The organism is Brevundimonas sp. (assembly GCF_032055285.1).
In the GTDB taxonomy this organism is placed as follows: Bacteria; Pseudomonadota; Alphaproteobacteria; order Caulobacterales; family Caulobacteraceae; genus Brevundimonas.
Map to the genome: position 1 here is coordinate 884,552 of NZ_DAMBRE010000001.1, position 26,094 is coordinate 910,645.

23 protein-coding genes and 1 pseudogene are annotated in these 26,094 nt (G+C 68.5%); 13 read left to right on the forward strand and 11 right to left on the reverse strand.

All coding sequences use genetic code 11. The features are described 5' to 3' along the window. Nucleotides 1–127 precede the first annotated feature (127 nt). Nucleotides 128–1,960, forward strand: coding sequence for a translational GTPase TypA (gene typA / locus RTY13_RS04440; protein WP_312781405.1), 1,833 nt, complete (start codon nt 128–130; stop codon nt 1,958–1,960). A gap of 213 nt (nt 1,961–2,173) precedes the next feature. Here typA and RTY13_RS04445 read toward each other — a convergent pair whose 3' ends face one another. Next, a complete protein-coding gene (locus RTY13_RS04445) occupies nt 2,174–3,838 on the reverse strand; it encodes a phosphatidylglycerol lysyltransferase domain-containing protein (RefSeq protein ID WP_312781406.1) in 1,665 nt (554 codons plus the stop codon). A 160-nt stretch (nt 3,839–3,998) separates the two neighbouring features. On the opposite strand from RTY13_RS04445, the gene RTY13_RS04450 reads away from it, so the two are divergent. Beyond that, entirely contained in the window at nt 3,999–4,451 is a 453-nt protein-coding gene (locus tag RTY13_RS04450) for a superoxide dismutase (RefSeq protein ID WP_312781407.1), read from the forward strand. Nucleotides 4,452–4,536: 85 nt separating this feature from the next. Here the strand turns inward: RTY13_RS04450 and RTY13_RS04455 are convergent, their stop codons facing one another. Then, nucleotides 4,537–4,794: a GlsB/YeaQ/YmgE family stress response membrane protein gene (locus tag RTY13_RS04455; RefSeq protein WP_312781408.1), complete on the reverse strand. Its 258-nt coding sequence runs from the start codon at nt 4,792–4,794 to the stop codon at nt 4,537–4,539. A gap of 183 nt (nt 4,795–4,977) precedes the next feature. On the opposite strand from RTY13_RS04455, the pseudogene RTY13_RS04460 reads away from it, so the two are divergent. Together RTY13_RS04460 and hisN are read left to right on the forward strand one after the other, a co-directional pair. After that, nucleotides 4,978–5,196: pseudogene (locus tag RTY13_RS04460) on the forward strand (helix-turn-helix domain-containing protein); the annotation flags it as partial. 130 nt (nt 5,197–5,326) lie between these two features. Further along, nucleotides 5,327–6,106 carry a histidinol-phosphatase gene (gene hisN / locus RTY13_RS04465; protein ID WP_312781410.1) on the forward strand — a complete coding sequence of 260 codons (780 nt, stop codon included), beginning with the start codon at nt 5,327–5,329 and terminating at the stop codon, nt 6,104–6,106. Between the two features lie 2 nt (nt 6,107–6,108). Here hisN and RTY13_RS04470 read toward each other — a convergent pair whose 3' ends face one another. The 3 genes from RTY13_RS04470 to RTY13_RS04480 form a co-directional block, all read right to left on the reverse strand. Continuing rightward, a complete protein-coding gene (locus tag RTY13_RS04470) occupies nt 6,109–7,134 on the reverse strand; it encodes an alpha/beta hydrolase (RefSeq protein ID WP_312781412.1) in 1,026 nt (341 codons plus the stop codon). Next, nucleotides 7,131–8,030 carry a methyltransferase gene (locus RTY13_RS04475; protein WP_312781414.1) on the reverse strand — a complete coding sequence of 300 codons (900 nt, stop codon included), beginning with the start codon at nt 8,028–8,030 and terminating at the stop codon, nt 7,131–7,133. Before RTY13_RS04475 ends, RTY13_RS04470 begins: the two co-directional genes overlap by 4 nt. 78 nt (nt 8,031–8,108) lie before the next feature. Continuing rightward, nucleotides 8,109–8,924, reverse strand: a complete 816-nt coding sequence (locus tag RTY13_RS04480) for a methyltransferase (RefSeq protein WP_312781416.1) — start codon at nt 8,922–8,924, stop codon at nt 8,109–8,111. A gap of 285 nt (nt 8,925–9,209) precedes the next feature. Here RTY13_RS04480 and RTY13_RS04485 point away from each other — a divergent pair, with 285 nt between their 5' ends. Further along, complete coding sequence (locus RTY13_RS04485; protein ID WP_312781418.1) at nt 9,210–9,698, forward strand: Hsp20 family protein; 489 nt, start codon at nt 9,210–9,212, stop codon at nt 9,696–9,698. 190 nt (nt 9,699–9,888) lie between these two features. Here the strand turns inward: RTY13_RS04485 and RTY13_RS04490 are convergent, their stop codons facing one another. The 3 genes from RTY13_RS04490 to gpmA are packed head-to-tail and all read right to left on the reverse strand — an operon-like array spanning nt 9,889 to nt 12,563. Continuing rightward, on the reverse strand, nt 9,889–11,160 hold the full coding sequence (locus tag RTY13_RS04490) for a pentapeptide repeat-containing protein (RefSeq protein ID WP_312781419.1): 1,272 nt from the start codon (nt 11,158–11,160) through the stop codon (nt 9,889–9,891). Nucleotides 11,161–11,220: 60 nt separating this feature from the next. Next, nucleotides 11,221–11,853, reverse strand: a complete 633-nt coding sequence (locus tag RTY13_RS04495) for a bifunctional diaminohydroxyphosphoribosylaminopyrimidine deaminase/5-amino-6-(5-phosphoribosylamino)uracil reductase RibD (RefSeq protein ID WP_312781420.1) — start codon at nt 11,851–11,853, stop codon at nt 11,221–11,223. Further along, nucleotides 11,850–12,563, reverse strand: coding sequence for a 2,3-diphosphoglycerate-dependent phosphoglycerate mutase (gpmA, locus tag RTY13_RS04500; protein ID WP_312781421.1), 714 nt, complete (start codon nt 12,561–12,563; stop codon nt 11,850–11,852). Before gpmA ends, RTY13_RS04495 begins: the two co-directional genes overlap by 4 nt. Before the next feature lie 195 nt (nt 12,564–12,758). Here gpmA and RTY13_RS04505 point away from each other — a divergent pair, with 195 nt between their 5' ends. From RTY13_RS04505 to RTY13_RS04515, 3 genes are all read left to right on the forward strand, one after another. Further along, complete coding sequence (locus RTY13_RS04505; RefSeq protein ID WP_312781423.1) at nt 12,759–14,258, forward strand: phosphomannomutase/phosphoglucomutase; 1,500 nt, start codon at nt 12,759–12,761, stop codon at nt 14,256–14,258. 142 nt (nt 14,259–14,400) lie between these two features. Next, complete coding sequence (locus tag RTY13_RS04510; protein ID WP_312781425.1) at nt 14,401–15,747, forward strand: FAD/NAD(P)-binding protein; 1,347 nt, start codon at nt 14,401–14,403, stop codon at nt 15,745–15,747. 118 nt (nt 15,748–15,865) lie between these two features. After that, complete coding sequence (locus RTY13_RS04515) at nt 15,866–17,152, forward strand: cystathionine gamma-synthase family protein (RefSeq protein WP_312781427.1); 1,287 nt, start codon at nt 15,866–15,868, stop codon at nt 17,150–17,152. 40 nt (nt 17,153–17,192) lie between these two features. Here the strand turns inward: RTY13_RS04515 and glmM are convergent, their stop codons facing one another. Further along, on the reverse strand, nt 17,193–18,545 hold the full coding sequence (gene glmM, locus RTY13_RS04520) for a phosphoglucosamine mutase (protein WP_312781429.1): 1,353 nt from the start codon (nt 18,543–18,545) through the stop codon (nt 17,193–17,195). Nucleotides 18,546–18,736: 191 nt separating this feature from the next. On the opposite strand from glmM, the gene glmS reads away from it, so the two are divergent. The 5 genes from glmS (at nt 18,737) to RTY13_RS04545 (ending at nt 24,512) form a co-directional block, all read left to right on the forward strand. After that, a complete protein-coding gene (gene glmS, locus RTY13_RS04525) occupies nt 18,737–20,551 on the forward strand; it encodes a glutamine--fructose-6-phosphate transaminase (isomerizing) (RefSeq protein ID WP_312781431.1) in 1,815 nt (604 codons plus the stop codon). A 229-nt stretch (nt 20,552–20,780) separates the two neighbouring features. Beyond that, on the forward strand, nt 20,781–21,659 hold the full coding sequence (gene galU, locus RTY13_RS04530) for a UTP--glucose-1-phosphate uridylyltransferase GalU (protein WP_312781432.1): 879 nt from the start codon (nt 20,781–20,783) through the stop codon (nt 21,657–21,659). Further along, a complete protein-coding gene (locus tag RTY13_RS04535) occupies nt 21,656–22,084 on the forward strand; it encodes an acetyltransferase (RefSeq protein WP_312781434.1) in 429 nt (142 codons plus the stop codon). Before galU ends, RTY13_RS04535 begins: the two co-directional genes overlap by 4 nt. 295 nt (nt 22,085–22,379) lie before the next feature. Then, entirely contained in the window at nt 22,380–23,603 is a 1,224-nt protein-coding gene (locus RTY13_RS04540; protein WP_312781436.1) for an NAD-dependent epimerase/dehydratase family protein, read from the forward strand. Between the two features lie 18 nt (nt 23,604–23,621). Continuing rightward, nucleotides 23,622–24,512: an SDR family NAD(P)-dependent oxidoreductase gene (locus tag RTY13_RS04545; RefSeq protein ID WP_312781438.1), complete on the forward strand. Its 891-nt coding sequence runs from the start codon at nt 23,622–23,624 to the stop codon at nt 24,510–24,512. A 160-nt stretch (nt 24,513–24,672) separates the two neighbouring features. On the opposite strand, the gene RTY13_RS04550 is transcribed toward RTY13_RS04545, so the two are convergent. Both RTY13_RS04550 and RTY13_RS04555 read right to left on the reverse strand, forming a co-directional pair. Continuing rightward, complete coding sequence (locus RTY13_RS04550) at nt 24,673–25,296, reverse strand: EipA family protein (protein WP_312781440.1); 624 nt, start codon at nt 25,294–25,296, stop codon at nt 24,673–24,675. 247 nt (nt 25,297–25,543) lie between these two features. Continuing rightward, a complete protein-coding gene (locus RTY13_RS04555) occupies nt 25,544–26,092 on the reverse strand; it encodes a TIGR00645 family protein (RefSeq protein WP_312781442.1) in 549 nt (182 codons plus the stop codon). Nucleotides 26,093–26,094: the final 2 nt, after the last annotated feature.

Consider the following 26,094-nt stretch of genomic DNA (forward strand, 5'->3'; position numbering starts at 1 on the left):
GCACAATCGCACCGCCCCGCTGGCCTTTCGGTCGATAGGGCTGTAAGAGGCGCCGCTTCCTTCCCGCTTTCCGCATCTTGCAGCGGCCCGGACTTCCGTGGCCGAACACAGTCCGCCCGAGCCCGAAATGAACCTTCGTAACGTCGCTATCATCGCCCACGTTGACCACGGCAAGACCACCATGGTTGACCAGCTGCTGGCTCAGTCCGGCGTCTTCCGAGCCAACGAGGCGACGACTGAGCGCGCCATGGACTCCGGCGACCAGGAAAAAGAACGCGGCATCACCATCCTGGCCAAGTGCACCTCGGTCCTGTGGAACGGCAAGGCCGGCGAAACCCGCATCAACATCATCGACACCCCCGGCCACGCCGACTTCGGCGGCGAGGTCGAGCGCATCCTGGGCATGGTGGACGGCTGCGTCATCCTGGTCGACGCCGAAGAGGGCGTCATGCCCCAGACCAAGTTCGTCCTGACCAAGGCGCTGAAGATGGGCCTGCGCCCGATCCTGTGCATCAACAAGGTCGACCGCGCCCACGCCGACCCGGACCGCGTCCACAACGAGACCTTCGACCTGTTCGCCGCAATCGGCGCGACGGACGAGCAACTGGACTTCCCGCACATCTACGCCTCGGGCCGCTCGGGCTGGGCGACGCTGGACCTGAACCAGCCCAACGATAACCTGGCCCCGCTGTTCGACCTGATCGTCGACCACGTCCCGGCGCCCAAGGTTCAGGAAAACCGCGACAAGCCGTTCCAGATGCTGAACGTCCTGATCGAAAGCGACCCCTTCCTGGGCCGCCTGCTGACCGGCCGCATCCAGAGCGGCAAGGCCGTTCCCGGCATGGCCATCCACGCCCTGGACCGCGACGGCAAGGAAATCGAGCGCGGCCGCATCACCAAGGTCCTGGCCTTCCGCGGCCTGAAGCGTCAGCCCCTGGACGAGGGTTCGGAAGCGGGCGACATCGTCGCCATCGCCGGCATGTCCAAGGCCACCGTGGCCGACACCCTGTGCGCCATGGAAGTTGTCGACGCCCTGCCGGCCCAGCCGATCGATCCGCCGACCATCTCGATGACCGTCTCGGTCAACGACAGCCCGCTGGCCGGTCGCGAAGGCGACAAGGTCCAGTCGCGCGTCATCCGCGACCGCCTGCTCAAGGAAGCCGAAGCCAACGTCGCCATCCGCGTCACCACGACTGAGGGCGGCGACGCCTATGAAGTGGCCGGCCGCGGCGAACTGCAGCTGGGCGTCCTGATCGAGAACATGCGCCGCGAAGGCTTCGAGGTCTCGATCTCGCGTCCGCGCGTGGTCTTCCAGACCGGCGAGAACGGCGAGAAGATGGAGCCGATCGAGGACGTCATGGTCGACGTCGACGACGAGTTCTCGGGCATCGTCATCGAGAAGCTGTCGGCCCGTAAGGCCGAGATGACCGACATGGGTCCGTCGGGCGCCGGCAAGACGCGCATCCAGCTGAAGTGCCCGTCGCGTTCGCTGATCGGCTATCAGGGCGAGTTCCTGACCGACACGCGCGGTTCGGGCGTGCTGAACCGCGTCTTCTCGCACTACGAACCGCACAAGGGCGCCATCGAGGGCCGTCTGAAGGGCGTGCTGATCTCGAACTCGGACGGTGAAACCGCCGCCTTCGCCCTGTGGAACCTGGAAGACCGCGGCGTCATGTTCGTCGGCGCCGGCGAGAAGACCTATCAGGGCATGATCATCGGCGAGAACAGCCGCTGGGACGACCTGGACGTCAACCCGATCAAGGGCAAGCAGCTGACCAACGTCCGCGCCGCCGGCAAGGACGAGTCGGTTCGCCTGACGCCGCCGCGCCAGATGTCGCTGGAACAGGCCATCGCCTACATCGAGGAAGACGAACTGGTCGAGGTCACGCCCAAGTCGATCCGCCTGCGCAAGCAGGTGCTGAACCCCTCGTTCCGCAAGAAGCGCGTCCGCCCCGAATAGGGCTGACGACCAGACCAAACGAAGAAGGCGGTCCGCAAGGGCCGCCTTTTTTGTTGGGGCCTACCGCGCTTTCCTTAAGGCCTACCGCCCTTCGGGCTGCTTGAGGCCGTCTTACCTTCGCGGTCATCCCGACCGTAGCGCAGCGGAGGTCAGCGCCTCCTGCGGTCCCGGAACGACCTTTTCAGGCCGTCCGGGATGACTGAAACGGGGGGATTACTTCCTCAACCCCAGCAGCCCCAGCCAGCCGCCGCTGGTCAGCAGGGCCACGTCCAGCAGAGCCAGGGCCAGAGGGGTCGTGGTCGAGGCGGCGATGAACTTGGGCCGCCAGACCGGGCCGAACTTGCCCTTGTAGGCCCGTAGACCCTGAAAGCCGTAGACAGCGCCCCCCTCCTCGAACACCAGGGCGCCGACGCGGGCGAAGACGGGGGCCAGACGACGGTCCTCCAGGCCGGAAAGCGGCGCCATCCCCAGATCGAGGCGCTTGAAGCCCTCGGCCCGCGCCCACTGGGCCGTGCGGGTGAACAGATAGTCCATGATCCCATGCGGCCCGTCCGGGTCATGGCGCATCAGGTCGATCATCGCCTCCTCGCCCTTTGCCCCGACCAGCAGGTTGGCGAAGGCCACGATCCGGCCCTCCTCCCAGACCACGGCGACCGGCGAGCGATCCAGGTAGCCGATGTCGAACCGCCCCAGCGAGAACGCCTTCTCGGAGCCGTTGTGGTGGTTCAGCCAGGCGTCCGACACCGACCGCAGCTCGGCCTCCAGCGGCCGGACGGCGCCGGGCGCCAACACCTCGAAGGTCGCGCCCTCGCGCTCGGCGCGGTTCACGGCGGTCCGCAGATTCTGCTTGCCCTTGCCCTCGGTCGAGAAATGCTCGGCGTCGATCACAGCGGCCTCGCCCACCTTGCGCACCGCCAGGCCCAGGGTGGCCAGATCCGCCAGCATGCCCTCGCCGACCGAATAGAAGACGGGCGCCCCGCCATAGCTGTCGGCCATCTCGGCGAAGGCCCACAGCAGTTCAAGACGCTCTTCCTTCAGGCCCGCGGCCTCGCCCATGGCGATCCAGCGTCGCCCCTGTACGCGATAGGCGATGAAACTGCGCCCAGACGGGCTGAACAGGAGGGCCTTGTCGCCCAGCAGGGCCAGCCCCGCCTCGGGCGTCGCCGTATCGGCCTCAAGCAGGGCGAGGCGGGCGCGTTCGATCTCGACCGCTCCTGCCGGGCCGTGACTGCGCGCACCCGGCGCGGTCATCAACGACCGCACCGCCACCGCCAGGGTCAGGATGGCCAGGACGGCGCCCGCCCGCAGGAAGCCAGAGGCCTGCTTGTCCGTCAGGAAGGTCCACCACAGCTCGTCGGTATAGGCCGTGTCGCGATAGGCGAAGAAGCCCAGCCACAGCATGGCGGCCACGGCGGCCGCCAGCATCAACAGCCAGCCCGGGCGAAGCGGCTCGCCCAGGCGCGAGCGGCGATTGAAGGCGGCTCGACAGGGCAGCAACAGGGCCGCCGCCAGGGCCAGTTCCGCCGCCTCTTCCCAGTCCAGCCCCTTCATCAGGGAAAAGACCGCCCCCAGCATCAGGCCGAAAAGGGCCGCGTAATAGGCGCCGCGGCGTCGCCTCCACAGACCCGCAGACACCAGCAACAGCAGAAAACCGGTCACGCTGGCGGCGAAATGCGACAGGTCGATCAGTATGGGCGCCGAAAGCCGATCCAGGACCTGCAGCCGACCGCTGAAGGCCGGAGTCGCCGCCGACAGCAACATCACGGCGCCCAAGGCGAACGAGGCCACGGCGAAGATCTGGGGCGTCAGTTCATAGGCCAAGCCCCCCAGTCGCTGGAGGATGCGTCCCAGTCCGCCCGGTCGTTTCGTCGTCGTCATTCGTCCTCGCCAAGGTCCTTTCGGGCCAGCCGTCCCTCATAGAGCAGGAATCGGCCGTTTGGGGCGCGGAAAAGGTCATTTCTAGGCAGCTGAAACAATCCGAAACGCGGCGAGTTCACCTTTTCGCGAGCGCCAGACTCGCTCACCCCGGAGAGATTTGATGATCCGCAAGACCGCCCTGCTGACCGGCATCGCCGGCGCCTTCCTCATCGCCGCCCCGGCCTTCGCCCAGGACGCTACGACGCCGCAGACGCCCGAACCGGCCCCGGCTGAGGCGGCCCCGGCTCAACCTCAGAGCCTGACCCTGACGCCGGGCGCCACGGTCAAGAGCGCCGATGGCTCTGAACTCGGCAAGCTGGTCGGCGCCCAGAACGGCGCGGCGGGCCAGGAACTGACCGTGCGCGGCGCCGATGGTTCGGTCCGCCCGGTGCCGGTGGCGGGCATCCGCCAGGACGGCGACGCCATCGTCGTCAACGCCAGCCTGGCCGACTTCCAGGCCGCCGCCCCGATCGGCGGCGAGGCTCCGACCGAAGCGACTCCGCCGACCGACGCCACGGATACGCCCCCGGCCGAACCAGTCGAGCCGCCCGCCGCTGACGAACCGACCGCCTGATCCCCTGAGCCGGAACCCAGGTCGGAATAAGGAAGGGGCGGCCCGTCATGGGCCGCCCCTTTGTCGTTCCGGTCCTGAAAAAGGCTCAGGCCTTCTTCTTCACCAGACCCAGCAGGAAGAGCAGCACCACGGCGCCGACCGTGGCCACGAGGATGCCGACGATCCAATTGCCCGAGGCGTCGATCCCCAGCAGGTTGTTGGCCAGGAAGCCGCCGATCAGGGCGCCGATGACGCCGACGATCAGATTGGTCAGCAGGCCATGGCTGCGCTTCATGATCTTTTCCGCCAGCCAACCGGCGACGATGCCGATGATGATCCAGGCGATGAATCCAAATCCGCTCATTTCAGTCCCTCCCATGAGATGGCGTGATGCCTCGACCCTAATGCGCCGCGACGGCTCAGGTTGCCTCCCCTGGGCAATAAGCTTCGCCGTTCGCGCAACAGGCGAAATCGGCACGACCCTTGCGGCGCGACGTCCCAGCCGTGCCGATCCGGTACAGCGCAGTTCGTCAGAGGAGGGGCCGTCATGGCCGCCGATATCGATCTTCATCTTGGCCGTCGCCTGCGTCGTCGTCGTCGCCTTCTGGGTCTGACCCAGCAGCAGTTGGCCGTTCAGGTCGGCGTGCGCTTCCAGCAGGTCCAGAAATACGAGTGCGGCGCCAACCGCATCTCCGCCGCCCGGCTGTGGGAACTGGCCGAGGCCCTCGAGACCCCGATCAGCTACTTCTACGACGGTCTGACCGAGCGAAGCGAGGGACCTGCCGTCCCGACCGGGGTCGAGTCCTTCTCCGGCCTCCACCCCGACAGCAAGGCCGCCTGACCGCATCCTCGCCCCGCCCCTCGCCCCGCGGCGGCGGGCGGTGTATCTGCTCGGCATGACCGAACTGGAAGCCTTCGCCGTCGAACTGTCGCATGAGGCCGCCCGCACGGCCCTGCCCTTTTTCCGCGGCGAATTCGCCCAGGAGAACAAGGCCGGCCCCGGCGCCTTCGACCCCGTCACCGAGGCCGACCGCGCCGCCGAGGCCGCCATCCGCCGCCTGATCGCCGCCCGATATCCGCACCACGGCGTCATCGGCGAGGAGTATGGCGAGGACCGCCCGGACGCCGAGCACGTCTGGGTGCTGGATCCCATCGACGGCACCCGCGCCTTCATCGCCGGCCTGCCCTTGTGGACCACCCTGATCGCCCTGCGCCACGAGGGTCAGCCCCAGATCGGGGCCATCGGCCAGCCCTATCTGGACGAGATCTTCCTCGGCGGCCCGTCCGGCGCCCGCCTTCTGCGTCACGGTAGCGACACGCGGCTGAAGACCCGTGCCTGTCCGGCCCTGTCCGACGCCCTGATCGCCACCACCGACCCCGACATCTTCGTCGGCGCCGATCGCGAGGCCTGGACGCGCCTGCGCGCCTCGGCCCGCCTGGCGCGGCTGGGCTGCGACGCCTACGCCTACGCCATGGTCGCAGCCGGACGTATCGACCTGGTGGCCGAGACCGAGCTGAAGGTCTGGGACTGGTCGGCGCTCAAACCCGTCATCGAGGCGGCGGGCGGTCGCGTCACCAGCTGGACCGGTCAGGCCCCCGACGGCGACGGCCGCATCCTGGCGGTCGGCGACGCCGCCCTGACCGATCAGGCGCTCGCGGTGCTGAACGCCCCCTGAGGCTAGGCCGCGCCCTTTTCCGGCGCCGGGCTCGCCGCCTGACCCTCGGCCGGGGCGACATAGCCGGCCAGGGCGTCGAATTCGTCCAGGAAGACGCCGCGCAGGGGATCAACCTCCATGATCACCTCATGCAGGGCGCCCGGCGCCTCGACATAGCGCCCCCGGCCCAGACGGCGCGCCGCCCAGCGGTTGGTCTGTTTCCACACCTTGTCGTCCTCCGACGCCTGGACCACGCAGACCGGGATCTTGACCGACTTCAGCGCCCGCGGCTTCAGCGCCCGCTCGCCGGCGTCCAGGGCGAAGGCCAGCCAACCCCAGGTCGGGCCGCCGATAGCCAGGTGCGGGCAGGCGTAGAGTTGCTGACGCCACAGGTCGTACCGGTTCCGATCCGAGGTCAGGCCGTCGCCCTCGAAGGTGTGATCGAAGGGATCGTCGGGATCGTCCAGCACATAGTCGCCCGCCTTGCCGTGGCGCAGGTTCCACCGCACCGCCAGCTTGACCGACCACATCGACCGCTTGCCGGTCTTGATGCGCAGCATGGGGCTGGACAGGACGGCGCCCGCGAACCGGCTCTCGCCCGCCTCCAGCGACAGCAGGTTCAGACAGCCCCCCATCGAATGGCCCACCATGATCCAGGGCTTGGGCGCCTTGGCCTCATAGGCGTCCAGCAGGCGGGCGTAGTCGTCCAGGAATTCTTCGACCGCGCGGGCATGACCCCGCAACCGGTCGGGAAGCAGCCGCGCCGACAGGCCCTGACCGCGCCAGTCGTGGGCCAGGACACAGAAACCGCGCGCCAGGAAGTTGCCGATGACCTCGAAATACTTCTCGATCGGCTCGGTGCGGCCAGGGCTGAGCACCACGGTGCCGCGCGGCGTCTTGGCCTGCATGGCCGAGGGCGTCCACAGGGCCGCGCGCAGGCGAAGTCCGCCCGCGCCGCGATACCAGTCGCCCTCTCCGCCGGGGGGCGAAGCGGCGCCGGGAACCCCCATCAGGGGGGCATGGGCGGCGAAGGCGGTGGCGCGGTTCACTCGGGCTTCCTGAACTTCAAGGTCATGCGATCGCTCTCACCGATCGCGTCATATTTGGTGCGGTCGAAGGCCGGGTCCGCCGGCTGGCCCACCGGAGCCGTCAGGCGCGTCGGCGCCAGGGTGTCGGCCCCGAAGGGATGGTCCTTGGTGTCCGCCGGATTGGCGTTGATCTCGGACGCCTCGACGAAGACGAAGCCGGCCTCGGCGGCCAGTTGCTTGACGAAAGCTTCCTGAACATAGCCGTTGGCCGCCGCCGGGTCCTGATCCTCGTCGGGTTGCAGGCGGTGCTGCTCGACGCCCAGAATTCCGCCGGGTCGCAGGGCCGCATAGGCGTCGGCGAATGCCTTCTCGGCGATGCCCGCCGCCATCCAGGCGTGGATGTAACGCATGAACAGCACCAGATCGGCCGTGCCTGCGGGCGCCACCGGCCCCGTGCCGGCGCCAAAGGCGCTGAACTGGACCGTGCCGTACAGCTTCTTGTCGCCTTCCAGCCTGGCCTTGAGGGCGTTGTTGAGGGCTAGCTGAGCGCCGTCGGCGCCCGGACCCTCAGCGAAACCCGCCAGATAAAGCGTGCCGCCGCCCTTGTTCAGATAGGGCGCCAGGATGTCGATGTACCAGCCGCTGCCCGGCCAGAAGTCGATGACCGTCATCTTGGGCTGCAGACCGAAGAACCGCAGGGTCTCGACCGGGTGACGCCAGACGTCGCGCGCCTTGTCCGACGCCGAGCGCCAGGGGCCGGCCACGGCCCATTCCAGCGAGCCCTCCGGCGGCCCCGCTGGTGCGGCGGGGGCTTGCGGCGCGGCCTTGTCTTCCTTCTTGCCGCAGGCGGCCAGGCCAGCGAAGGCGGCCATGCAGGCGCCGGCCAGCACAGCGCGACGGGTCGATCGCTCAGACATGCGCGCCTCCTTGCGTCCGCTGGGTCACGCCCATGGGCTTAAGGCGCTTCTCCGCCAGGGTCAAAACCGCAGACGGCATCAGTTCGCGGCCTGCGGCTTGCGGAAGCGCAGGGTCATGCGATCGCTCTCGCCCACGGCGTCGAAGGCGGCGCGTTCTTCGGCGGTCAGCACGCGGCCGTCGCGTTGCGAGGTGCGCGTGGGCACCAGGGTCCAGACGCCGAACGGATGGTCGCGATCGTCCTTGGCGTTGGCGTTCAACTCGCTGCGCGCCTCCAGCTCGAAGCCGGCGCTGCGTGCGGCGTGGATGACGTAGCTCTCGGGCACATAGCCGGTCGAGGCCACATCGGCGACGTTCAGGCCGTCGACGCTGCGGTGCTGCTCCACCGCCAGGACGCCGCCGGGCTTCAGGGCCTTGAAGAAGGCCGCCAGATAGGGCTCGGCGCGGCCGTCGCGCGACCAGTTGTGGAAGGCGCGGGCCACCACCACCATGTCCGCCGTCCCGTCCTCGACGCCCATGCCTTCGGTCGGTCGGCCGACGGCGACGTAGCGCCCTCCGGTCGCCGACGCATAGGGCTCCAGGATGTTGCGCCACCAGCCGGCGCGGCCCGGCTCGATCTCCACCACCGTCAGGCCGGGCTGCAGCCCCCAGAAGGTCAGGGTCTCGAACGGATGACGCTGGCTGTCGCGAGCGCGGTCCGCCTCGGGCCGGGTCGTAGAGGCGATGGCGGCCTGAAGGGCGGCGTCCTCCTCGACCTTGGGCATCTCCATCGGCAGCCCCTGACGGTGGGGCAGGGCGGGCGCTTGCGGCGGCGCGGTCTGGGCCCATGCCGACGAAGAAAGAACGGGCGAGGCGAGGGCGGTCGCCAGGACGGCGGCGAGGACGAGGGATCGCATGGGGGGCTCCGGTCGGTCCTGAAAGAAACAATCCGTAACCCTTACGGCGCTTCGCGGCCTCGGCAAGGCGCGGATTGGAGCAAGCGACGATTTCGCGCGCCTGTCGCGCGCCGAGGCGCCCCTTGCGGCGCGAAAATGGGCGCCTACCTCTTCATCCGAGAGCGCCGATCCCGGGCTCTCCAGACCTGACGGGGCCGATTTCGGACCGCCGGGACTGACACCCTCCGCCGTCCGGGGCCAAATCGCCGGGCGGTTCAACCTTGCTGAATGTCAGAAGGATGACCCATGCGTACCTATGATTTCTCGCCGCTGTACCGTTCCGCCGTCGGCTTCGACCGCCTGGCCCGCCAGCTGGAAAGCGCCGCCCGCTCCAGCCAGGAAAACGGCTGGCCCCCCTACAACATCGAGACGACCGGCGAGAACGCCTATCGCATCGAGATCGCCGTCGCCGGCTTCACGCCCGACGAGTTGGACATCGAGGCCAAGGAAAACTCGCTGACCGTCATCGGCAAGAAGGCCGCCAACGACGATGCGGCGCCTCAGAAGACCTATCTGCATCGCGGCCTGGCCGAGCGCGACTTCGAGCGCCGCTTCCAGCTGGCCGACTATGTGGTGGTCAAGGGCGCCGACCTGTCGAACGGCCTGCTGACCATCGACCTGCAACGCGAACTGCCCGAGGCCCTCAAGCCCCGCCGCATCGAGATCGCGACCGGCAAGGCCCTGATCGAGGGTGAAACCGCCGGCAAGTCGGACAAGGTGAAGAAGGCCGCCTAAGCACGGCTGACGTCTGAAAAACCGGGAAGGGGCGGCGTTCGCGTCGCCCCTTTTTCGTGTCCGCTCTCGCGTCATCCCGGAAACGGCGCAGCCGTTATCCGGGACCGCTCAAAACGCCGGCGTCGCGTGTACGGCGGTCCCGGCTCTTCGCCTGACGGCTTTGGCCGGGATGACGGCGGGACGATAAGACCTAGGCCGCCTTCAAATCCGCCGGGTCCAGCCCGCGCGCGCCGCCGGTCTGGGCGCCGGTGAAGTCGGCCTGCTTGACCTGGGCGCCGTGCATGACCGCTCGGCTGAGGTCCGCGCCCTTCAGCATCGCCCGACGCAGATCGGCCCCCGACAGGTCGGCGCCGCGCAGGATGGCGCCCGCCAGATCCGCCGGCAGCAAGCGCTCCGGCCCGAGCATCAAGGGCCCCAACTGCGCCTCGCGCAGATCCGCCCCGTTCAGCTTGGCCCGGCCCAGCCGCGCCCCGCGCAGGTCGGCCCGGCGCAGATTGGCCGAGCGCAGGTCGGCGCCCTCCAGCTGCGCGCCCTGAAGCTGCACGCCCTCCATGTCCAGACCGTAGAAGACCGCCCCCTTGGCCGAAAGCGCCGTCAGGTTCAGGCCGCGAATGGATTCCAGCGGACGCAGATCGACCCCGTCGAAGACCGAGGGCTGGCCCTCGGCCCCGCCCGTCTCGCACCACTGGGCGTGATCGCGCAGCATCTCGGCGGCGGGCATCCGGCTGACGGACTCGCCGGCCGGGCGGTTGTCGGTCAGGGCCCCCTCCATATTGGCCCCGTCGGTGCGCCACATGGCGGCCTTCACGCCCACCAGGATGGCGTCGGTCAGGTCGGCCCCCGACAGGTCCGCGCCGGACAGATCGGCCCCGGCCAGGTCGGCTCCTGTGAAATTGGCCTGCTTCAAATTGGCCCGAACCAGCTTGCAGTCCTTCATGATGGCGTCGGTGAAGTCGGCGGCGATGGCCACCATGCCGGTCATGCGCGAGCGCTGCAGGTTGGCCCCGACCAGGCTGGCGCCCTGGGCCTGGGTGTCGCCGCGTTTCTGAGCCTCGATGACGCGAAAGCCCAGCTTGCCGTCGGCGGCGGCGATGGTGCCTTCGCGCAGGTCGGCCTCGAACAGATCGGCTCCGGAAAGATCGGCCCCGCGGAGGCAGGCGCCGCGCAGGTCGGCGCGCCTCAGACTGGCCTCGGTCAGGTTGATGTCCTGCATGTCCGCGCCGAAGAAGTTGGCGTTGTCCAACTTGGAGCCCGACAGGTCGCAGCCATGCAGGCGGGCGGCGGCGAAGTCGGCGTCGGCCAGGTTGCGCCCGCGCAGGGTCAGCCCCGACAGGTCCATCCAGGCAAAGACGGCCCGCGCCCCGCCGGGCTTGGCCTGCCACAGCCGATCATGCTTGGCGCAGATCAGATCGACCTCGGCCTGGGTCGGTTTCTTGCGGACAGGATCGGCGACATCGCTCATGGCGCCAACATGGCTTACGGCCATTAAGGAAGCTTTGCGGAAACAGTCGTTTCCGCCTGCCTAGTCGGTCAGCAGGCCCTGTTCGCGCAGGGCCTCGGCCAGTTCGCCTTCGTTGGTCCAGAGCCGGGTGTAGCCCGCCTCGCCCAGACGGTTCAGCTCGGTCGTCAGATCGGCGCGCGGCGCGGCGACGAAGCGACCGTCGAAACCCTTGCCGTCCTCGCTGATGCGGACCATCGGTCGCCCCGTCTCCAGCCGATGCAGGAAGCCTTCGCTGAGCACCGCGGCGTCCTCGGCCAGCAGGCCCGTCTCGACCGTCAGGCCCGACTGGCGCAGCCGTTCGGTGCCCCGACCCGAGGCGAAGGGCGAGGGGTCCAGGGCGGCGATCACCACCCGTTCGACCCCGGCCTCGGCCAGGAAGTGGGCGCAGGACTTGCGGCCCGACGAGCGCGCGCCGCAGGGCTCCAAGGTGACATAGGCGGTCGCGCCCTTCACGGCCTCGCCGGCGGCGGGCACGGCCTGCTCCTCGGCGTGCGGGCGACCGCCCGGCGCCGTGGCCGCCTCGGCCAGCACCACGCCGTCCTTGACTAGGACGCAGCCGACCGCCGGATTGGGCCAGGTCTCGCCCATGCTGGCCAGGGCCAGATCAATGGCCCGGCGCATATGGAGGGCGTCGTCCTTCACGGACGTGCTCACGCAATCACCGGCAGGGCCTGCGCCCGGCCCTGGTCCAGATAGCGGGCGGCGACCGGCTTCAGGTCGGCGTCCAGGTCGATCTCCAGCGGATTGCCGGTCGGAATCTCGACGTCGACGATCTTGTCGTCCGGCACGGCGAACAGCAGTTTGACGATAGCGCGCAGAGAGTTGCCATGGGCCGCGATCAGCACGTCCTCGCCGGCCTTCAGGCGCGGGGCGATCTCGGCGTCCCAATAGGGCTGCACCCGGTCCAGCGTGGTCTTCAGGCTCTCGGTGTCCGGGATGGGCTTGCCCTCATAGCGAGGGTCGGCGTGGAAATCGAACTCGCCGCCGGCCGCCAGGGGCGGCGGCGGCACGTCATAGCTGCGGCGCCAGATCTTGACCTGGTCCTCGCCGTGCTTGGCCGCCGTCTCGGCCTTGTCCAGCCCGGTCAGGCCGCCGTAGTGGCGCTCGTTCAGGCGCCAGTCCTCGACCACCGGCACGTCCTTCAGTCCCGCCGAATCCAGGGCCAGGGCGCCGGTGCGCCTGGCCCGGGTCAGCACCGAGGTGAACATGACGGCCGGCTTGAACCCGGCCTCGGCGATCAGCTCGCCGCCGCGCCGCGCCTGGGCCTCGCCCTCGGCGGTCAGGTCGACATCGACCCAGCCGGTGAAGCGGTTTTCCAGGTTCCACTGGCTCTGGCCGTGGCGCAGCAGGATCAGGCGGGGCATGGGCGTCTCCGTAAGGTCCCCTTCGCGTAGGCCGTGGACGCATGGGCGGTCAAGGTTTCACGATGCGGGAAAAGAATGCAGCCAGCCTGGCGCTCGTGCGTTGTTGGCCTCTCCGGGGAGGCCCGCTATACCGCAACAATTGAGAGCGGATAGATGAACCTTGTTCGCCCAGACGCCTATGCTTCAGGAAGACCCATGTCGAAACCACGCCAGGACATCCGCCCCAATACGGCGGAGTATGAAACCCTCCCCCTGGTGAAACCGACCGGCTTCCGCGAGTACGACGCCCGCTGGATTCTGGAGAAGGAAATCAACCTTCTGGGCATCCAGGCGCTCGGCCTCGGCCTGGCCACCTATGCCTACGAGATCGGCGTGCGTCCGCGCATCGCCGTCGGCCATGACTTCCGTTCCTACTCCCTGTCGGTGAAGCAGGCCCTGATCCTCGGCCTGCTGGAAGGGGGCATGGAGGTGGTCGACATCGGCCTGGCCCTGTCGCCCATGGCCTATTACGCCCAGTTCGCCCTGGACTGCCCCTGCGTGGCCATGGTCACGGCCAGCCACAACGAGAACGGCTGGACCGGCGTCAAGATGGGGGCCCAGACGCCGCTCACGTTTGGCCCCGACGAGATGACCCGGCTGAAGGAGATCGTCCTCAACGGCGAGGGTGTGGCCCGCCCCGGCGGTCGCGTCGAACGCGTCGAGGGCTTCCGCGACACCTACATCAAGGACGTCGCCTCCAAGCTGAAACTGTCCCGTCCGCTCAAGGTCGTGGCCGCCTGCGGCAACGGCACCGCCGGCGCCTTCGCCCCCGAGGCCCTGCGCCTGATGGGCTGCGAGGTGATCGAGATGGACACCGACCTCGACTGGACCTTCCCCAAGTATAATCCGAACCCCGAAGACCACGTCATGCTGGTGGCGATGGCGGACAAGGTGAAGGAAACCGGCGCCGACTTGGCTTTGGGCTTCGACGGCGACGGCGACCGCTGCGGCGTGGTGGACAATACCGGCGAAGAGATCTTCGCCGACAAGATCGGCCTGATGCTGGCCCGCGACCTCTCGGCCCTGCATCCCAACGCCACCTTCGTCGTCGATGTGAAGTCGACCGGCCTCTACAAGACCGACGAAGTGCTGAAAGCCAACGGCGCCGAGACCGTCTACTGGAAGACCGGCCACTCCTACATCAAGCGCAAGACCGCCGAGCTGGGCGCCCTGGCCGGGTTCGAGAAGTCGGGCCACTTCTTCCTCTCAGGCGATCTGGGCCACGGCTATGACGACGGCCTGGTCGCCGCTGGCGCCGTTCTGGCCATGCTGGACCGCAACCCCGGCAAGTCGCTGTCGGAACTGAAATCGGCCCTGCCCGACGCCTGGACCAGCCTGACCATGTCGCCGCACTGCGACGACGAGCTGAAGTATGACGTCCTGGCGAAGATCGTGAAGGAATACGAGGACCTGGCGGCCTCCGGCGGCTCGATCCTGGGCCGCAGGATCGTCGAAGCCATCACCGTCAACGGCGTGCGCGTCCACCTGGAGGACGGCTCCTGGGTCCTGGTCCGCGCCTCCTCCAACAAGCCGGAGCTGGTGGTGGTGGTCGAGAGCATGCGCTCGGCCGACGACATGCGCGACCTTTTCCGCAAGGAGGTGAAGCCCCGTCTGGCCGCTCACCCCGAAATCGGCGCCTTCAACCAGGAAATCTGATGCCTCTTTCCTCCCCATTTCATGGGGAGGTGGCGCGGCGGCGCAGCCGATGTGACGGAGGGGGCGACTCGGCGGCTGCCTCCTGCGTCGCCCCCTCCACCACTCCGTGGTCCCCCTCCCCACACGTGGGGAGGAAAGCTCCATGATTGACCTCTCCCCCCGCCTCGGGCGAGGTGAAGCGATGAATGACGCCGCCTCCCCCCTCCCCGTGGTCATCGTCGGCGGCGGCTTTTCCGGGGCCATGCTGGCCGCACGCCTGGCCGAACGGGGACAGGCCTCGGCCCTGATCGAACGCGGCGACGCCTTCGGTCCGGGCGTGGCCTATTCCACCCCCAATGACGCCCATCGCCTGAACGTCCGCGCCGAACGGATGAGCGCCGTCGTCGACCGCCCCGCCGACTTCGTTGACTGGCTGACGGCCCGCCACCCCGGTCAGGCCGACGCCAACGGCTTCGCCCCCCGCCGCCTCTACGGCCTCTATGTCCGCGACCGTCTGGCGGCGGTCGAGGCGACGCATCCCGGTCTGATCCGCCGCGTGACCGGCGCCGCCATCGCCGTCGAGGGACGCTCCGCCATCCTGTCCACGGGAGAGCGGATCGAAGGGCGCGCCGTGGTCCTGGCCACCGGCAACCCGGCGCCGCGCACGACCCCCGCCGGCGAAGACGGCCGCATCATCGCCAACCCCTGGACGCCCGACGCCCTGACGCCGATCCGGCCCGACGACAACGTCCTGATCCTCGGGACGGGCCTGACCATGGTCGATGTCCTGCTGACGCTTTCCAGTCAGGGCTGGCGCGGTCGGGCGACGGCGATGTCGCGTCGCGGCCTCCTGCCCCGCGCCCACGGCGAGCATCACGACGCCCCGGTCGCCCTACCGCCCGAGGCCCTGACCGGCCCCCTGTCCCGCCGCCTCGCCGTCGCGCGGCGACTGGCGCGAACCCATGGCTGGCGACGGGTCATGGAAGGCTATCGGCCGATCACCCTGGAGCTGTGGCAGGCGGCGACCGAGGCCGAACGCGCCCGCTTCCTGCGCCGCCTGCGCCCGTGGTGGGACGTCCATCGCCACCGCATCGCGCCCGAGATCGCCGCCGAACTGGACCAGCTCATCCATGAAGACCGACTGACGGTCCGCGCCGGACGCGTTCTCGGGATCGAACCCTCGGCGGACCGCGTCACGGTGCGTCTAACCGCGAACCACGCTGAACAGACCCTGTCCGCGTCCTGGCTGATCGACTGCACCGGCCCCGGCCATGACGCGGCGACGACGCCTTTGACGGCCGCCCTGATCGCCGAAGGGCGCGCGCGCCTCGATCCGCTGAGGCTGGGCCTCGATCTGGACCCGGACGGTCGCGTCCGCCGCGCCGACGGGACGCTGGACCCGGACCTCTACCTCCTCGGCCCGCCCGCCCGCGCCGCCTTCTGGGAAACCATCGCCGTGCCCGACATCCGCCAGCGCATCGAGCAACTGATCCAGACCCTGACGGCCTGACCCACCGTTCGGGCGACGGTTAAAAACTGCAACAGACTGCGGCATCTCCTTAATGATCTGGCGTCTGGCGGGCCTTTCTCGGGTCGGCTATCACCGGCTCAGGAGAGGAAACAAAAAAATGAACCGTCACCGCACCCGCGTTCTCGGGGACCGCACCCTCGCGCCTGAAACCCTGATGATGGGCTATGGCTATGATCCCGCCCTGTCGGAAGGCGCGATCAAGGCCCCCCTGTTCCAGTCGTCCACCTTCGTCTTCAAGTCGGCCGAGGACGGCAAGCGCTTCTTCGAGGTTGCCTATGGCCTGCGTCAGCGCGACCCGGACGAGGCCCTCGGCCTGATCTATTCACGCATCAACAACCCCAATCTGGAAATCCTCGAGGATCGCCTGGCCGTCTGGGACAAGGCCGACAAGGCCCTGGTCTTCTCGACCGGCATGGCCGCCATCTCGACCGCCATGCTGGCCATGGTGCGACCCGGCGACGTCATCCTCTATACGGCGCCGGCCTACGGCGGCACTGAATACCTGTTCGATCGCATCCTGCCCCGCTACGGCGTAAAGGCGATCAGCGTGCCCGCCGCCGAAGGCGCCGACGCCATGGACGCCGCCATGATCGCAGCAGCGGCTCAGGCGAAGACGACGGGCGGACGCCTCGCCGCCGTCTATCTGGAGACCCCGGCCAACCCGACCAATCAACTGGTCGACATCGCCCGCGCCGTGGCTGGAGCCAAGGCCGTGGATCAGGCCGAGCGCCCGATCGTGGCGGTCGACAACACCTTCCTCGGCCCCCTGTGGCAGAGCCCGCTGGAGCTGGGCGCCGATCTCGTCCTCTACTCCCTGACCAAGTATGTCGGCGGCCACTCCGACCTGATCGCCGGCGGCTGCATGGGCGCAGCCGACCTGATGGCGCGCGTCGGCGAGATGCGCACCATCTGCGGCACCAACACCGATCCGCACACGGCCTGGCTGCTGCTGCGCAGCCTGGAGACCCTGCACATCCGCATGGAGCGGGCGCAAGAAAACGCCCTGATCCTGGCCGAGCGCCTGCGCGCCGATCCGCGCGTCAGCGCCGTCCTGACCGCCGGCGGGCCGGACGCCTCGCCCGAACAACAGGCCATCTTCGCGGCCCAGTGCAAGGGTTCGGGCTCGACCTTCTCGCTGGAGCTGCCGGGCGGCGAGGCCGAGGCCTTCCGCATGCTGAACGCCCTGCGGCTGTTCAAGCTGGCGGTCAGCCTGGGCGGCGCCGAGAGCCTGGCCTCGCACCCGTCCAGCATGACCCACTCGGACTACACCGCCGAGGCGAAACAACGCAGCGGCATCGGCGACAACCTGGTGCGCCTATCGGTCGGCATCGAGAACGTCGAGGACCTGTGGGCCGATCTGGATCAGGCCCTGTCCGCCATCTGAGGCAAACAGGCGGGCGCCGTTCGCGGCGCCCGCCGAACCCTTACTGACCCGCCGCCTTCACCGCCGCCGAGACGTCGGCGACCACGCGCTTGACCAGGGCCTCGTCGTCGCCCTCGGCCATGACGCGGATCAGCTTTTCCGTGCCGGACGGACGCACCAGCAGACGGCCCGAGCCGTTCAGGGCGGCTTCCGCCTCGGCCATGGCGGCCTTGACCTTGGCGTCCTCCAGCGGCTTGCCGGCGGTGTAGCGCACATTCTGCAGCAGTTGCGGCACCGGCTCGAACTGGCGCGCCAGATCGCTCATCGGCACGCCGGTCTCGACCAGAACGGCCAGCACCTGCAGCGCCGCCATCAGGCCGTCGCCGGTCGTGGCGTGGTCCTTCAGGATGATGTGGCCCGACTGCTCGCCGCCGATGTTGAAGCCGCCAGCGCGCATCCGCTCCATGACGTAGCGGTCGCCGACCTTGGTGCGCTCCAGCGTCAACCCCTCGGACTTCAGCTTCCGCTCCAGCCCCAGGTTGGACATGACGGTGGCGACCACCCCCTTGCCGTTCAGGCGGCCGCGCTTGGCCCAGTCCAGACCGATCAGGGCCATGATCTGGTCGCCGTCGACCACATGGCCCTTTTCGTCGCAGATGATGACCCGGTCGGCGTCGCCGTCCAGAGCGATGCCGATGTCGCAGCGGTAGCGTTTGACCGCCTCGGACACGGTCTCGGGATGGGTCGAGCCGCACTCGGCGTTGATGTTCAGGCCGTTCGGCTCGACGCCGACGGGGAAGACCTCGGCCCCCAGCTCATAGAGGGTAGTCGGCGCCACGCGGTAGCCGGCGCCGTTGGCGCAGTCGATGGCGATGCGCAGCCCCTTGAGGCTGAGCCGCTTGGGGAAGGCCGACTTGGCGATCTCGATATAGCGCGGCGGGGCGTCGTCGATGCGCTTGACCCGGCCCAGCTTGTTGGCGGGCGCCAGATCCTGATCCAGCCCCTCGTCCATCATGGCCTCGATCTTCAGCTCGATCTCGTCCGACAGCTTGTAGCCGTCCGGCCCGAACAGCTTGATGCCGTTGTCCGCATAGTCGTTGTGCGAGGCCGAGATCATGATGCCCAGGTCGGCCCGCATCGAGCGCGTCATCATGGCCACCCCCGGCGTCGGCAGGGGGCCGAAGGTGCGCACGTCCATGCCGACGCTGGCCAGACCGGCCACGAGCGCCGGCTCGATCATGTAGCCGGACAAACGCGTGTCCTTGCCGATCACCACCAGATGGCGGCGGTCGTCGTCGGTGCGGAACAGCTTGCCCGCCGCCAGACCCACGCGCAGGGCGACCTCGGCCGTCATCGGGTGGGTGTTGGCCCGGCCGCGAATGCCGTCGGTGCCGAAGTATTTTCTCTCGCCCAAGGGCGTCGTCCTTCGCTGGCGGCCCGGGCGGTTTGCAAAGAAACCTTCCGAAACCCATTTTTTGATGTCGCCGGCCCACGCTTCCCCTAGACGAAACTCAAAGGGCGGGACGGGCGGAACCCTCTCGCTTACCTCTTACGGCGGCGTCGCGCAAAGCGCGACCGCCCGGCCCCTTCACCGGAGCAGATCCTATGTGCGGCATCATCGGCATCACGGGCGCAGGCGCCGTCGTTCCCCGTCTGATCGACAGCCTGAAGCGGCTGGAATACCGCGGCTATGATTCCGCCGGCATCGCCGCCGTCGTTGACGGCCGCATCGAGCGCCGTCGCGCCAAGGGCAAGATCCGTGAACTGGAGGCCGTTCTGGCCGCCGATCCCCTGGCCGGGACCATCGGCATCGGCCACACTCGCTGGGCCACCCACGGCGCCCCGACCACGACCAACGCCCACCCGCACAAGGCCGGCCGCGTCTGCCTGGTCCACAACGGCATCATCGAGAACTTCGCCGAGCTGAAGGCCGAGCTGGAGGCCGAGGGCCGCGTCTTCGAGAGCCAGACCGACACCGAGGTCGTGGCCCATCTGCTGGATCACAAGCTGACCGCAGGCCTCGCCCCGCTGGACGCCTTCAAGGCGACGCTGGATCGGCTGACCGGCGCCTACGCCCTGGCCGTCCTGATTGAGGGCGAGGATGAACTGATCCTGGGCGCGCGTCGCGGCAGCCCCCTGGTCGTCGGCTGGGGCGAGGGCGAGATGTATCTGGGCTCGGACGCCCTGGCCGTCGGCCCCTTCACCCAGAAGATATCCTATCTGGAGGAGGGCGACTACGTCGCCATGACCCGCAGCGGCGCGCGCATGTTCGACGCCTCGGGCCATCCGGCCGACCGCGCCGTCGTGCAGGTCTCGGCCTCTTCGGCCATGGTTGAAAAGGGCGCCTATCGCCACTTCATGGAGAAGGAAGTCCACGAACAGCCCGACAGCGTCCAGCACACCTTGTCGGAATACCTCGACCTGGTGACCGGCGCGGCCAAGCCGCAGGCGATCGACTTCGCCGCCGTTGACCGCATCCAGATCATCGCCTGCGGCACCGCCTTCTACGCCGGCCAGATCGGCAAATACGCCTTCGAGAAGTATGCGGGCCTGCCCTGCGACGTCGAGATCGCGTCCGAGTTCCGCTACCGCTCGCCGGCCCTGACACCGGGCACGGTGGCCGTGGCCGTCAGCCAGTCGGGCGAGACCGCCGACACCCTGGCCAGCCTGACCTGGTGCAAGGCCCAGGGCCTGAAGACCGCCGCCGTCGTCAACGTCCACACCTCCTCCATGGCGCGCGAGGCCGAGGTCCTGTGGCCGACCCACGCCGGGCCGGAGATCGGCGTCGCCTCGACCAAGGCCTTCACCGCGCAAGTTTCGGCCCTGCTGGCCCTGGCCGTCGCCGCCGGCGTGGCGCGCGGCAAGATCGACGCGACGCGCGAAGCCGAACTGGTGAAGGCCCTGTTCGAGGCCCCGCGCCTGATCGCCGAGGCCCTGCAGATGGACGGCCAGATCCGCGCCGTCGCCCATGATCTGGCCAAGGCGACCGACGTCCTCTTCCTCGGCCGGGGCGCCATGTTCCCCCTGGCCATGGAGGGCGCGCTGAAGCTGAAGGAGATCAGCTACATCCACGCCGAGGGCTATGCCGCCGGCGAGCTGAAGCACGGCCCCATCGCCCTGGTGGACGAGAAGACCCCGATCATCGCCCTGGCCCCGCTGGACGAGGTCTATGAGAAGACCGCCTCCAACCTGCAGGAAGTCGCCGCGCGCGGCGGTCCTGTGGTCATGATCGCCCCTGCGAGCGCGCCCGCCCCGCACGGCGCCGGCATCCGCCGCGTCGACGCCCCCGACTGCCACCCCCTGATCGCGCCCCTGGTCTATGCCGTGCCGGTGCAGCTGCTGGCCTATTACACCGCCGTCCAGAAGGGCACGGACGTCGACCAGCCGCGCAACCTGGCCAAGTCGGTCACGGTGGAGTGACCTTCTTTCCTCCCCATTACATGGGGAGGGCGACCACGAAGTGGTGGAGAGGGCGACGCCGCCGTTAGTCGTCGAGCCGCCCCCTCCGTCACGCCGCCTTCGGCGCCGCGCCACCTCCCCATAGCTTCGCGACAGGGAGGAAAATTGAAACCTGTCAGCCCGACCCTCGTTTGGAACGGTCACGGTTTGCGCCTATGACAGGCGCCCAACGGCTGTTTCAGGACGACTGATGACGACTTCCCCCGCGCGCCTTCGCAAGGCGGTTCTTCCCGTGGCCGGCCTGGGCACCCGTGTCCTGCCCGGCACCAAGACCACGCCCAAGGAGCTGCTGAACGTCGTCGATCGGCCGATCCTGTCCTACATCGTCGAGGAGGCGCGCGAAGCCGGGATCGAGCACATCGTCTTCGTCACCGGCCGCGCCAAGCAGGCCATCGAGGACTATTTCGACCACCAGATCGAGCTGGAGGCCCAACTGGCGGCCAAGGGCAAGACCGAGATCCTGGCGGCCATGAATGCCGAGCTGGCCACCGCCGGCGAGATGAGCTTCACCCGCCAGATGCAGCCCAAGGGCCTGGGCCACGCCGTCTGGTGCGCCCGAGACATCATCGGCCATGAGCCCTTCGCCGTCATCCTGCCCGATGTCATCGTCGATTCTCAGCCCGGCGCCCTGAAGCAGCTGGCGGACCTCTACGCCGAGGTCGGCGGAAACGTCATCGGCGTCGAAGCCGTGCCCGAATCCGAGACCCACAAGTACGGCATCGTCGATCCGTCGAGCCGCGACGGCCGCCGCTTCGCCATGAAGGGCATGGTTGAGAAGCCGAAACAGGGCACGGCCCCGTCCAATATGTCGATCTCGGGCCGCTACATCCTGCAGCCGGAAATCTTCGACCTGCTGGAGACCCAGGAAAGCGGCGCCGGCGGCGAGATCCAGCTGACCGACGCCATGGACCGGCTGATGAAGACCCAGACCTTCACCGCCTACGAGTACGAAGGCGTCACCCACGACTGCGGCGACAAGATCGGCCTGCTGCGCGCCAACCTCGCCCTGGCCCTGAAGCGGCCCGACCTGAAGGACGCCGCCCGCTCGGCGCTCGAAAGCCTGCTGTGATCCGACCCGCGACGCCTGCCGACGCCCCGGCCCTGACAAGGGTCTGGCGGCGCGCGGTCGAAGCGACGCACCATTTCCTGACACCCGACGCGGTAGACGCCATCGAGACCGATGTCGCCGCCTGGCTGAACAGCGGCGACCCGAACCTCTGGGCCTGGGACCAGGACGGAAGGCCGGTCGCCTTCCTCGGCCTTTCCGGCGACGAGCTGGCGGCCCTCTTCGTGGACCCTCGCCTGCACCGCTCCGGCGTCGGGCGCCACCTGGTCGATCACGCCCTGTCGCTGGGCGCCCGCCGCCTCAGCGTCAATGAGGACAATCCCGGCGCCCGCGCCTTCTACGAGCGCCTGGGCTTCAAGGCCGTGGGCCGCGCCGAAACCGACGACGCGGGCCGTCCCTATCCGCTGATCCTCATGGCCCTGGGCTGATAGAGCGGCCAGCCGGTGCAAGAAAGCGCGGACGCCGTCACATCGAGGCCCGCCAATCCCTGAAAATAAGCGGCCTTGGGCCATCCCGACGCTCATTATCGCGCCATCCCTTCGCCCCGCGCGATGCTCTCCTGGCCGGGACAACCCCCTGATCCCATTCGCTGAATTTCAGACCAATTAGACTCTTTAGACTCTGTTTTTTTCGATCCGCGCCGGTCCGCACCCAAGCGCCGCGCTTTCACCCCCGCGCGCGTTCGGCTAGGCATTACAGGACGTTGATACGAGGGTTCGACTGATGCGCGTGATGATCCTGGGCGGCGACGGCTTCTGCGGCTGGCCCACGGCCCTGCACCTGTCGGCGCGCGGCTGGGAGGTACTGATCGTCGACAACCTCAGCCGTCGCAATATCGACAATGAGCTGGAGGTCCAGTCCCTGACCCCCATCCGCACCATGGGCGAACGCATCACCGCGTGGAAAGAGGTCTCGGGCCGCACCATCGACTTCGTCAACCTGACAGTGGGCCAAGAGTTCGACCGCCTGGTCGCCCTGATCAAGGACTGGGCGCCCGACGGCGTCGTCCACTTCGCCGAGCAGCGCGCCGCCCCCTATTCGATGAAGTCGGCCCGGCACAAGCTCTACACCGTCGACAACAACCTGAACGCCACCCACCACCTGCTGGCGGCCATCGTCGAAAGCGGGCGGGACGTCCACCTGGCCCACCTGGGGACCATGGGGGTCTATGGCTACACCACCGCCGGTCTGCGCATCCCCGAAGGCTATCTGAAGGTCACGGTCGACACCGACCACGGTCCGACCGAGCAGGAGATCCTGTTCCCGCCCAATCCGGGCAGCATCTATCACATGACCAAGACCCAGGACGCCCTGCTGTTCCAGTTCTACGCCCGCAACGACGCCCTGCGGATCACCGACCTGCACCAGGGCATCGTCTGGGGCGCCCAGACCGAGGAGACCCGTCAGGATGAGCGCCTGATCAACCGCTTCGACTATGACGGCGACTACGGCACGGTGCTGAACCGCTTCCTGATGCAGGGCGCGCTGGGTTATCCGCTGACGGTGCACGGCTCGGGCGGTCAGACACGGGCCTTCATCCACATCCAGGACACGGTGCGCTGCGTCGAACTGGCGCTGAAGAACCCGCCGAAGTCAGGCGACCGGGTCAAGATCCTGAACCAGATGACCGAGAGCCGCCGCGTGCGCGATCTGGCGCAGATGGTGGCCGACATGACCGGCGCCGAGGTTCACAACGTCGCCAATCCCCGTCAGGAGGCCGACGAGAACGAACTGGTCGTCGCCAATGACCAGTTCCGCGATCTGGGCCTGAAGCCCATCACCCTGGCCGAAGGGCTGATGGCCGACGTCACCGACATCGCCCGCCGCTACGCCGACCGCGCCGACCGGGCCAAGATTCCCTGCGTCTCCAGCTGGAACGGCAAGCGCGCCGAAGCGCTGCAATCTCAAGGGACGGACGCCGCCCCCGCCGTCGCCAAGACCGCCTGATCGCCTGACCGGACCGCCATGACCCAGCCTGCCCCCGCCGCCCCTTCGCTTCTGGTCTTCGGCGGCGGCTATCTGGGGCTTGCGGCGGCGCGCGAGGCGATCCGGCGGGGCGGGCGCGCCCTGGCCACCTCGCGTGATCAGGCGCGCCGCGCAGAGCTGACGGCGGCGGGCGTCGTCGCGCTCGATCCCGCTGACGCCCACGCCTTGCAGGTCGCCGTCGCCGAGGCCTCGGCCATCCTGATCACCGCCGCGCCCGACGGCGCCGGCTGTCCCGGCCTGAAGGCCCTGATCCCGGCCATCACAGCCTCGGGCGCCTATCCCGACTGGATCGGCTATGTCTCCTCCACCGCCGTCTATGGCGACCGGGCGGGCGGCTGGGCCTTCGAGGACGACGAGCTGAACGCCGCCAGTCTGGAAGGCGCTCGGCGGGTGCGGGCCGAGCAGGACTGGCTGGACGCCGGGCGCGGCATGGGGCTGACGGTGCAAATCTTTCGCCTGCCCGCCATCTACGGGCCGGGCCGCTCGCCGCTGGACCGTTTACGAGACGGCACCGCCCGGCTGGTGAAGAAGCCCGGCCAGGTCTTCAACCGCATCCATGTCGAGGACGCCGTCGCTGGCTTCTTCGCCTCCATGGCCCGCCCGCATCCCGGCCGCGCCTACACCCTGGCCGACGACGAACCGGCGGCGGCGGATGTGGTGATCAGGGGGGCGGCGGCGCGCCTCGGCCTGCCCCTGCCGCCCGAGGTCAGCTTGGACGACCCGTCGGTGTCGGACGCCATGCGCCGCTTCTACAACGACTCCAAGCGCCTCTCGAACGCCCGCGCCAAGGCCGAGTTGGGCTGGCGGCCGAAGTATTCGACCTGGCGCGAAGGGCTGGAAGCACTGATTTCTTCGTCATCCCGGCCGTAGCGAAGCGAAGAGCCGGGACCGCCAAGAGCGCGACATTCAGCAACTGAGCTTCCTGCGGTCCCGGATAGCCCTAGTGGGCTTCCGGGATGACGGAGGAGGAGCCTGCGCTCAAGCAGCGAGGCCCCGCGGGCCGAGCGTTAGCGCCCCTTCCTTCTTAGTATCAGAAAGGCAGAATGTTCCGCTGGCGGCTGTAGCTCATGGTGCCGACATTGGCGCCCAGACGCAGGCCGACGCCGGTGCGGATCGGGGCCAGGACGATGCCGTCGGCGCGCTGATAGTTCACGCCCAGACCGGCGACCAGATAGGCCGAGCCCTCGACGCCCGGATAGCGACGATAGAGCATGTCGGGGTGATAGAGGCCGTAGACCAGGGTGAAGACCCGGCTCGCGTTGCCGCCGACATCCCAACCGACCGAGGCCCCCTGCCAGAAGACCTCCTGCGAGGCCGACAGGTCCTTCATGTGCAGAGCGCCGCGACCATAGCGCACGCCCACCACGGCGGCCCCGGCGGCCTCCTCGCCAGCGATATAGGCGGTCGGGCGGTCGCCCTGTTCGGCGAAGATGCGCTCGATGGCCGAGCCCATGGCCTCGGCGGCGATGCCCATTTCACGCGAACCGGCGGCGACCAGTTCCTCGAAGGTATAGGCTTGGGCCGTCTGATCCGAAGCGATCGGATAGTTGGGATCGGTCGGCTGGCGCGTCGAGGCGCAGGCGCCGAGGCCCACGGGCAGGGCGCCGGCGGCGGCGAGACCAAGGCTGGTGCGGATCAGTTGGCGGCGATGCATGGTCAGGCTCCTGACAGAGGACGGGCGCCCATCGTCGCGGGCTTGGCCTACCGTCCGTGTCTTTTGCGGCAGCCTTGGGGCTGTAAGGTTAACCGAACCTTGCTTGGCCTTATTCAACGCCGCCCGACCCGATCAAGGCTTCGTCAGAACGCCTTGGCCCATAGCACCGCAGCGGGCCCAGCATCACGGGCCTCAAGCAGCGCTAAGCGCGGTAGGCCCCAAAAAAAGAAAACACTAGGGCGAAGCCCTAGTGTTTGTCGGTCTTGGCCGCGACCCAGTCCATGACCGCGAGCAGGACGCCCGAGGCCACGAAGGTCAGGTGGATGATCACCGCCCACATCAGTCCCGCCTCGTCCAGCGGATAGCCGGGCTTGCCGATATTCATGAAGCTCTTGAGCAGATAGATGGCCGAGATCGCCACGATGGAGGCGATCAGCTTCATCTTCAGCCCCGAGAAGTCGACCGAGCCCATCCACGGCGGCCGATCCACATGATCCTCGTCCAGATCCAGCTTGGAGACGAAGTTCTCATAGCCGGAATAGATGACGATCAGCAGCAGATTGCCCGCCAGGGACAGGTCCACCAGGCTGAGGATGGCCAGGATGGCCCCGTCCGACTTCATATGGCCCTCGCCGACGACGAAGGCCTGAGGCAGATAGTAGATCAGCTCGCGCACAAAGACGACGAGCAGCATGACCAGGGCCAGGACCAGTCCCAGATAGAAGGGAGCCATCAGCCAGCGAGCGCGGAACAGGCTGCGCTCGAACTGCACCTCGGCCCAGGGCTTCTTCGCCATCG

Excerpts from the sequence above, each read along its gene's own strand:
- RTY13_RS04475 (WP_312781414.1), bottom strand. The coding sequence starts at position 8,030 with ATGTCTGAGCGATCGACCCGTCGCGCTGTGCTGGCCGGCGCCTGCATG.
- RTY13_RS04485 (WP_312781418.1), top strand. The coding sequence starts at position 9,210 with ATGCGTACCTATGATTTCTCGCCGCTGTACCGTTCCGCCGTCGGCTTC.
- RTY13_RS04555 (WP_312781442.1), bottom strand. The coding sequence starts at position 26,092 with ATGGCGAAGAAGCCCTGGGCCGAGGTGCAGTTCGAGCGCAGCCTGTTC.
- glmS (WP_312781431.1), top strand. The coding sequence starts at position 18,737 with ATGTGCGGCATCATCGGCATCACGGGCGCAGGCGCCGTCGTTCCCCGT.
- RTY13_RS04550 (WP_312781440.1), bottom strand. The coding sequence starts at position 25,296 with ATGCATCGCCGCCAACTGATCCGCACCAGCCTTGGTCTCGCCGCCGCC.
- RTY13_RS04515 (WP_312781427.1), top strand. The coding sequence starts at position 15,866 with ATGAACCGTCACCGCACCCGCGTTCTCGGGGACCGCACCCTCGCGCCT.
- RTY13_RS04490 (WP_312781419.1), bottom strand. The coding sequence starts at position 11,160 with ATGAGCGATGTCGCCGATCCTGTCCGCAAGAAACCGACCCAGGCCGAG.
- typA (WP_312781405.1), top strand. The coding sequence starts at position 128 with ATGAACCTTCGTAACGTCGCTATCATCGCCCACGTTGACCACGGCAAG.
- RTY13_RS04540 (WP_312781436.1), top strand. The coding sequence starts at position 22,380 with ATGCGCGTGATGATCCTGGGCGGCGACGGCTTCTGCGGCTGGCCCACG.
- RTY13_RS04480 (WP_312781416.1), bottom strand. The coding sequence starts at position 8,924 with ATGCGATCCCTCGTCCTCGCCGCCGTCCTGGCGACCGCCCTCGCCTCG.
- RTY13_RS04505 (WP_312781423.1), top strand. The coding sequence starts at position 12,759 with ATGTCGAAACCACGCCAGGACATCCGCCCCAATACGGCGGAGTATGAA.
- RTY13_RS04445 (WP_312781406.1), bottom strand. The coding sequence starts at position 3,838 with ATGACGACGACGAAACGACCGGGCGGACTGGGACGCATCCTCCAGCGA.
- gpmA (WP_312781421.1), bottom strand. The coding sequence starts at position 12,563 with ATGCCCCGCCTGATCCTGCTGCGCCACGGCCAGAGCCAGTGGAACCTG.
- RTY13_RS04510 (WP_312781425.1), top strand. The coding sequence starts at position 14,401 with ATGATTGACCTCTCCCCCCGCCTCGGGCGAGGTGAAGCGATGAATGAC.
- RTY13_RS04455 (WP_312781408.1), bottom strand. The coding sequence starts at position 4,794 with ATGAGCGGATTTGGATTCATCGCCTGGATCATCATCGGCATCGTCGCC.
- galU (WP_312781432.1), top strand. The coding sequence starts at position 20,781 with ATGACGACTTCCCCCGCGCGCCTTCGCAAGGCGGTTCTTCCCGTGGCC.
- RTY13_RS04450 (WP_312781407.1), top strand. The coding sequence starts at position 3,999 with ATGATCCGCAAGACCGCCCTGCTGACCGGCATCGCCGGCGCCTTCCTC.
- hisN (WP_312781410.1), top strand. The coding sequence starts at position 5,327 with ATGACCGAACTGGAAGCCTTCGCCGTCGAACTGTCGCATGAGGCCGCC.
- RTY13_RS04545 (WP_312781438.1), top strand. The coding sequence starts at position 23,622 with ATGACCCAGCCTGCCCCCGCCGCCCCTTCGCTTCTGGTCTTCGGCGGC.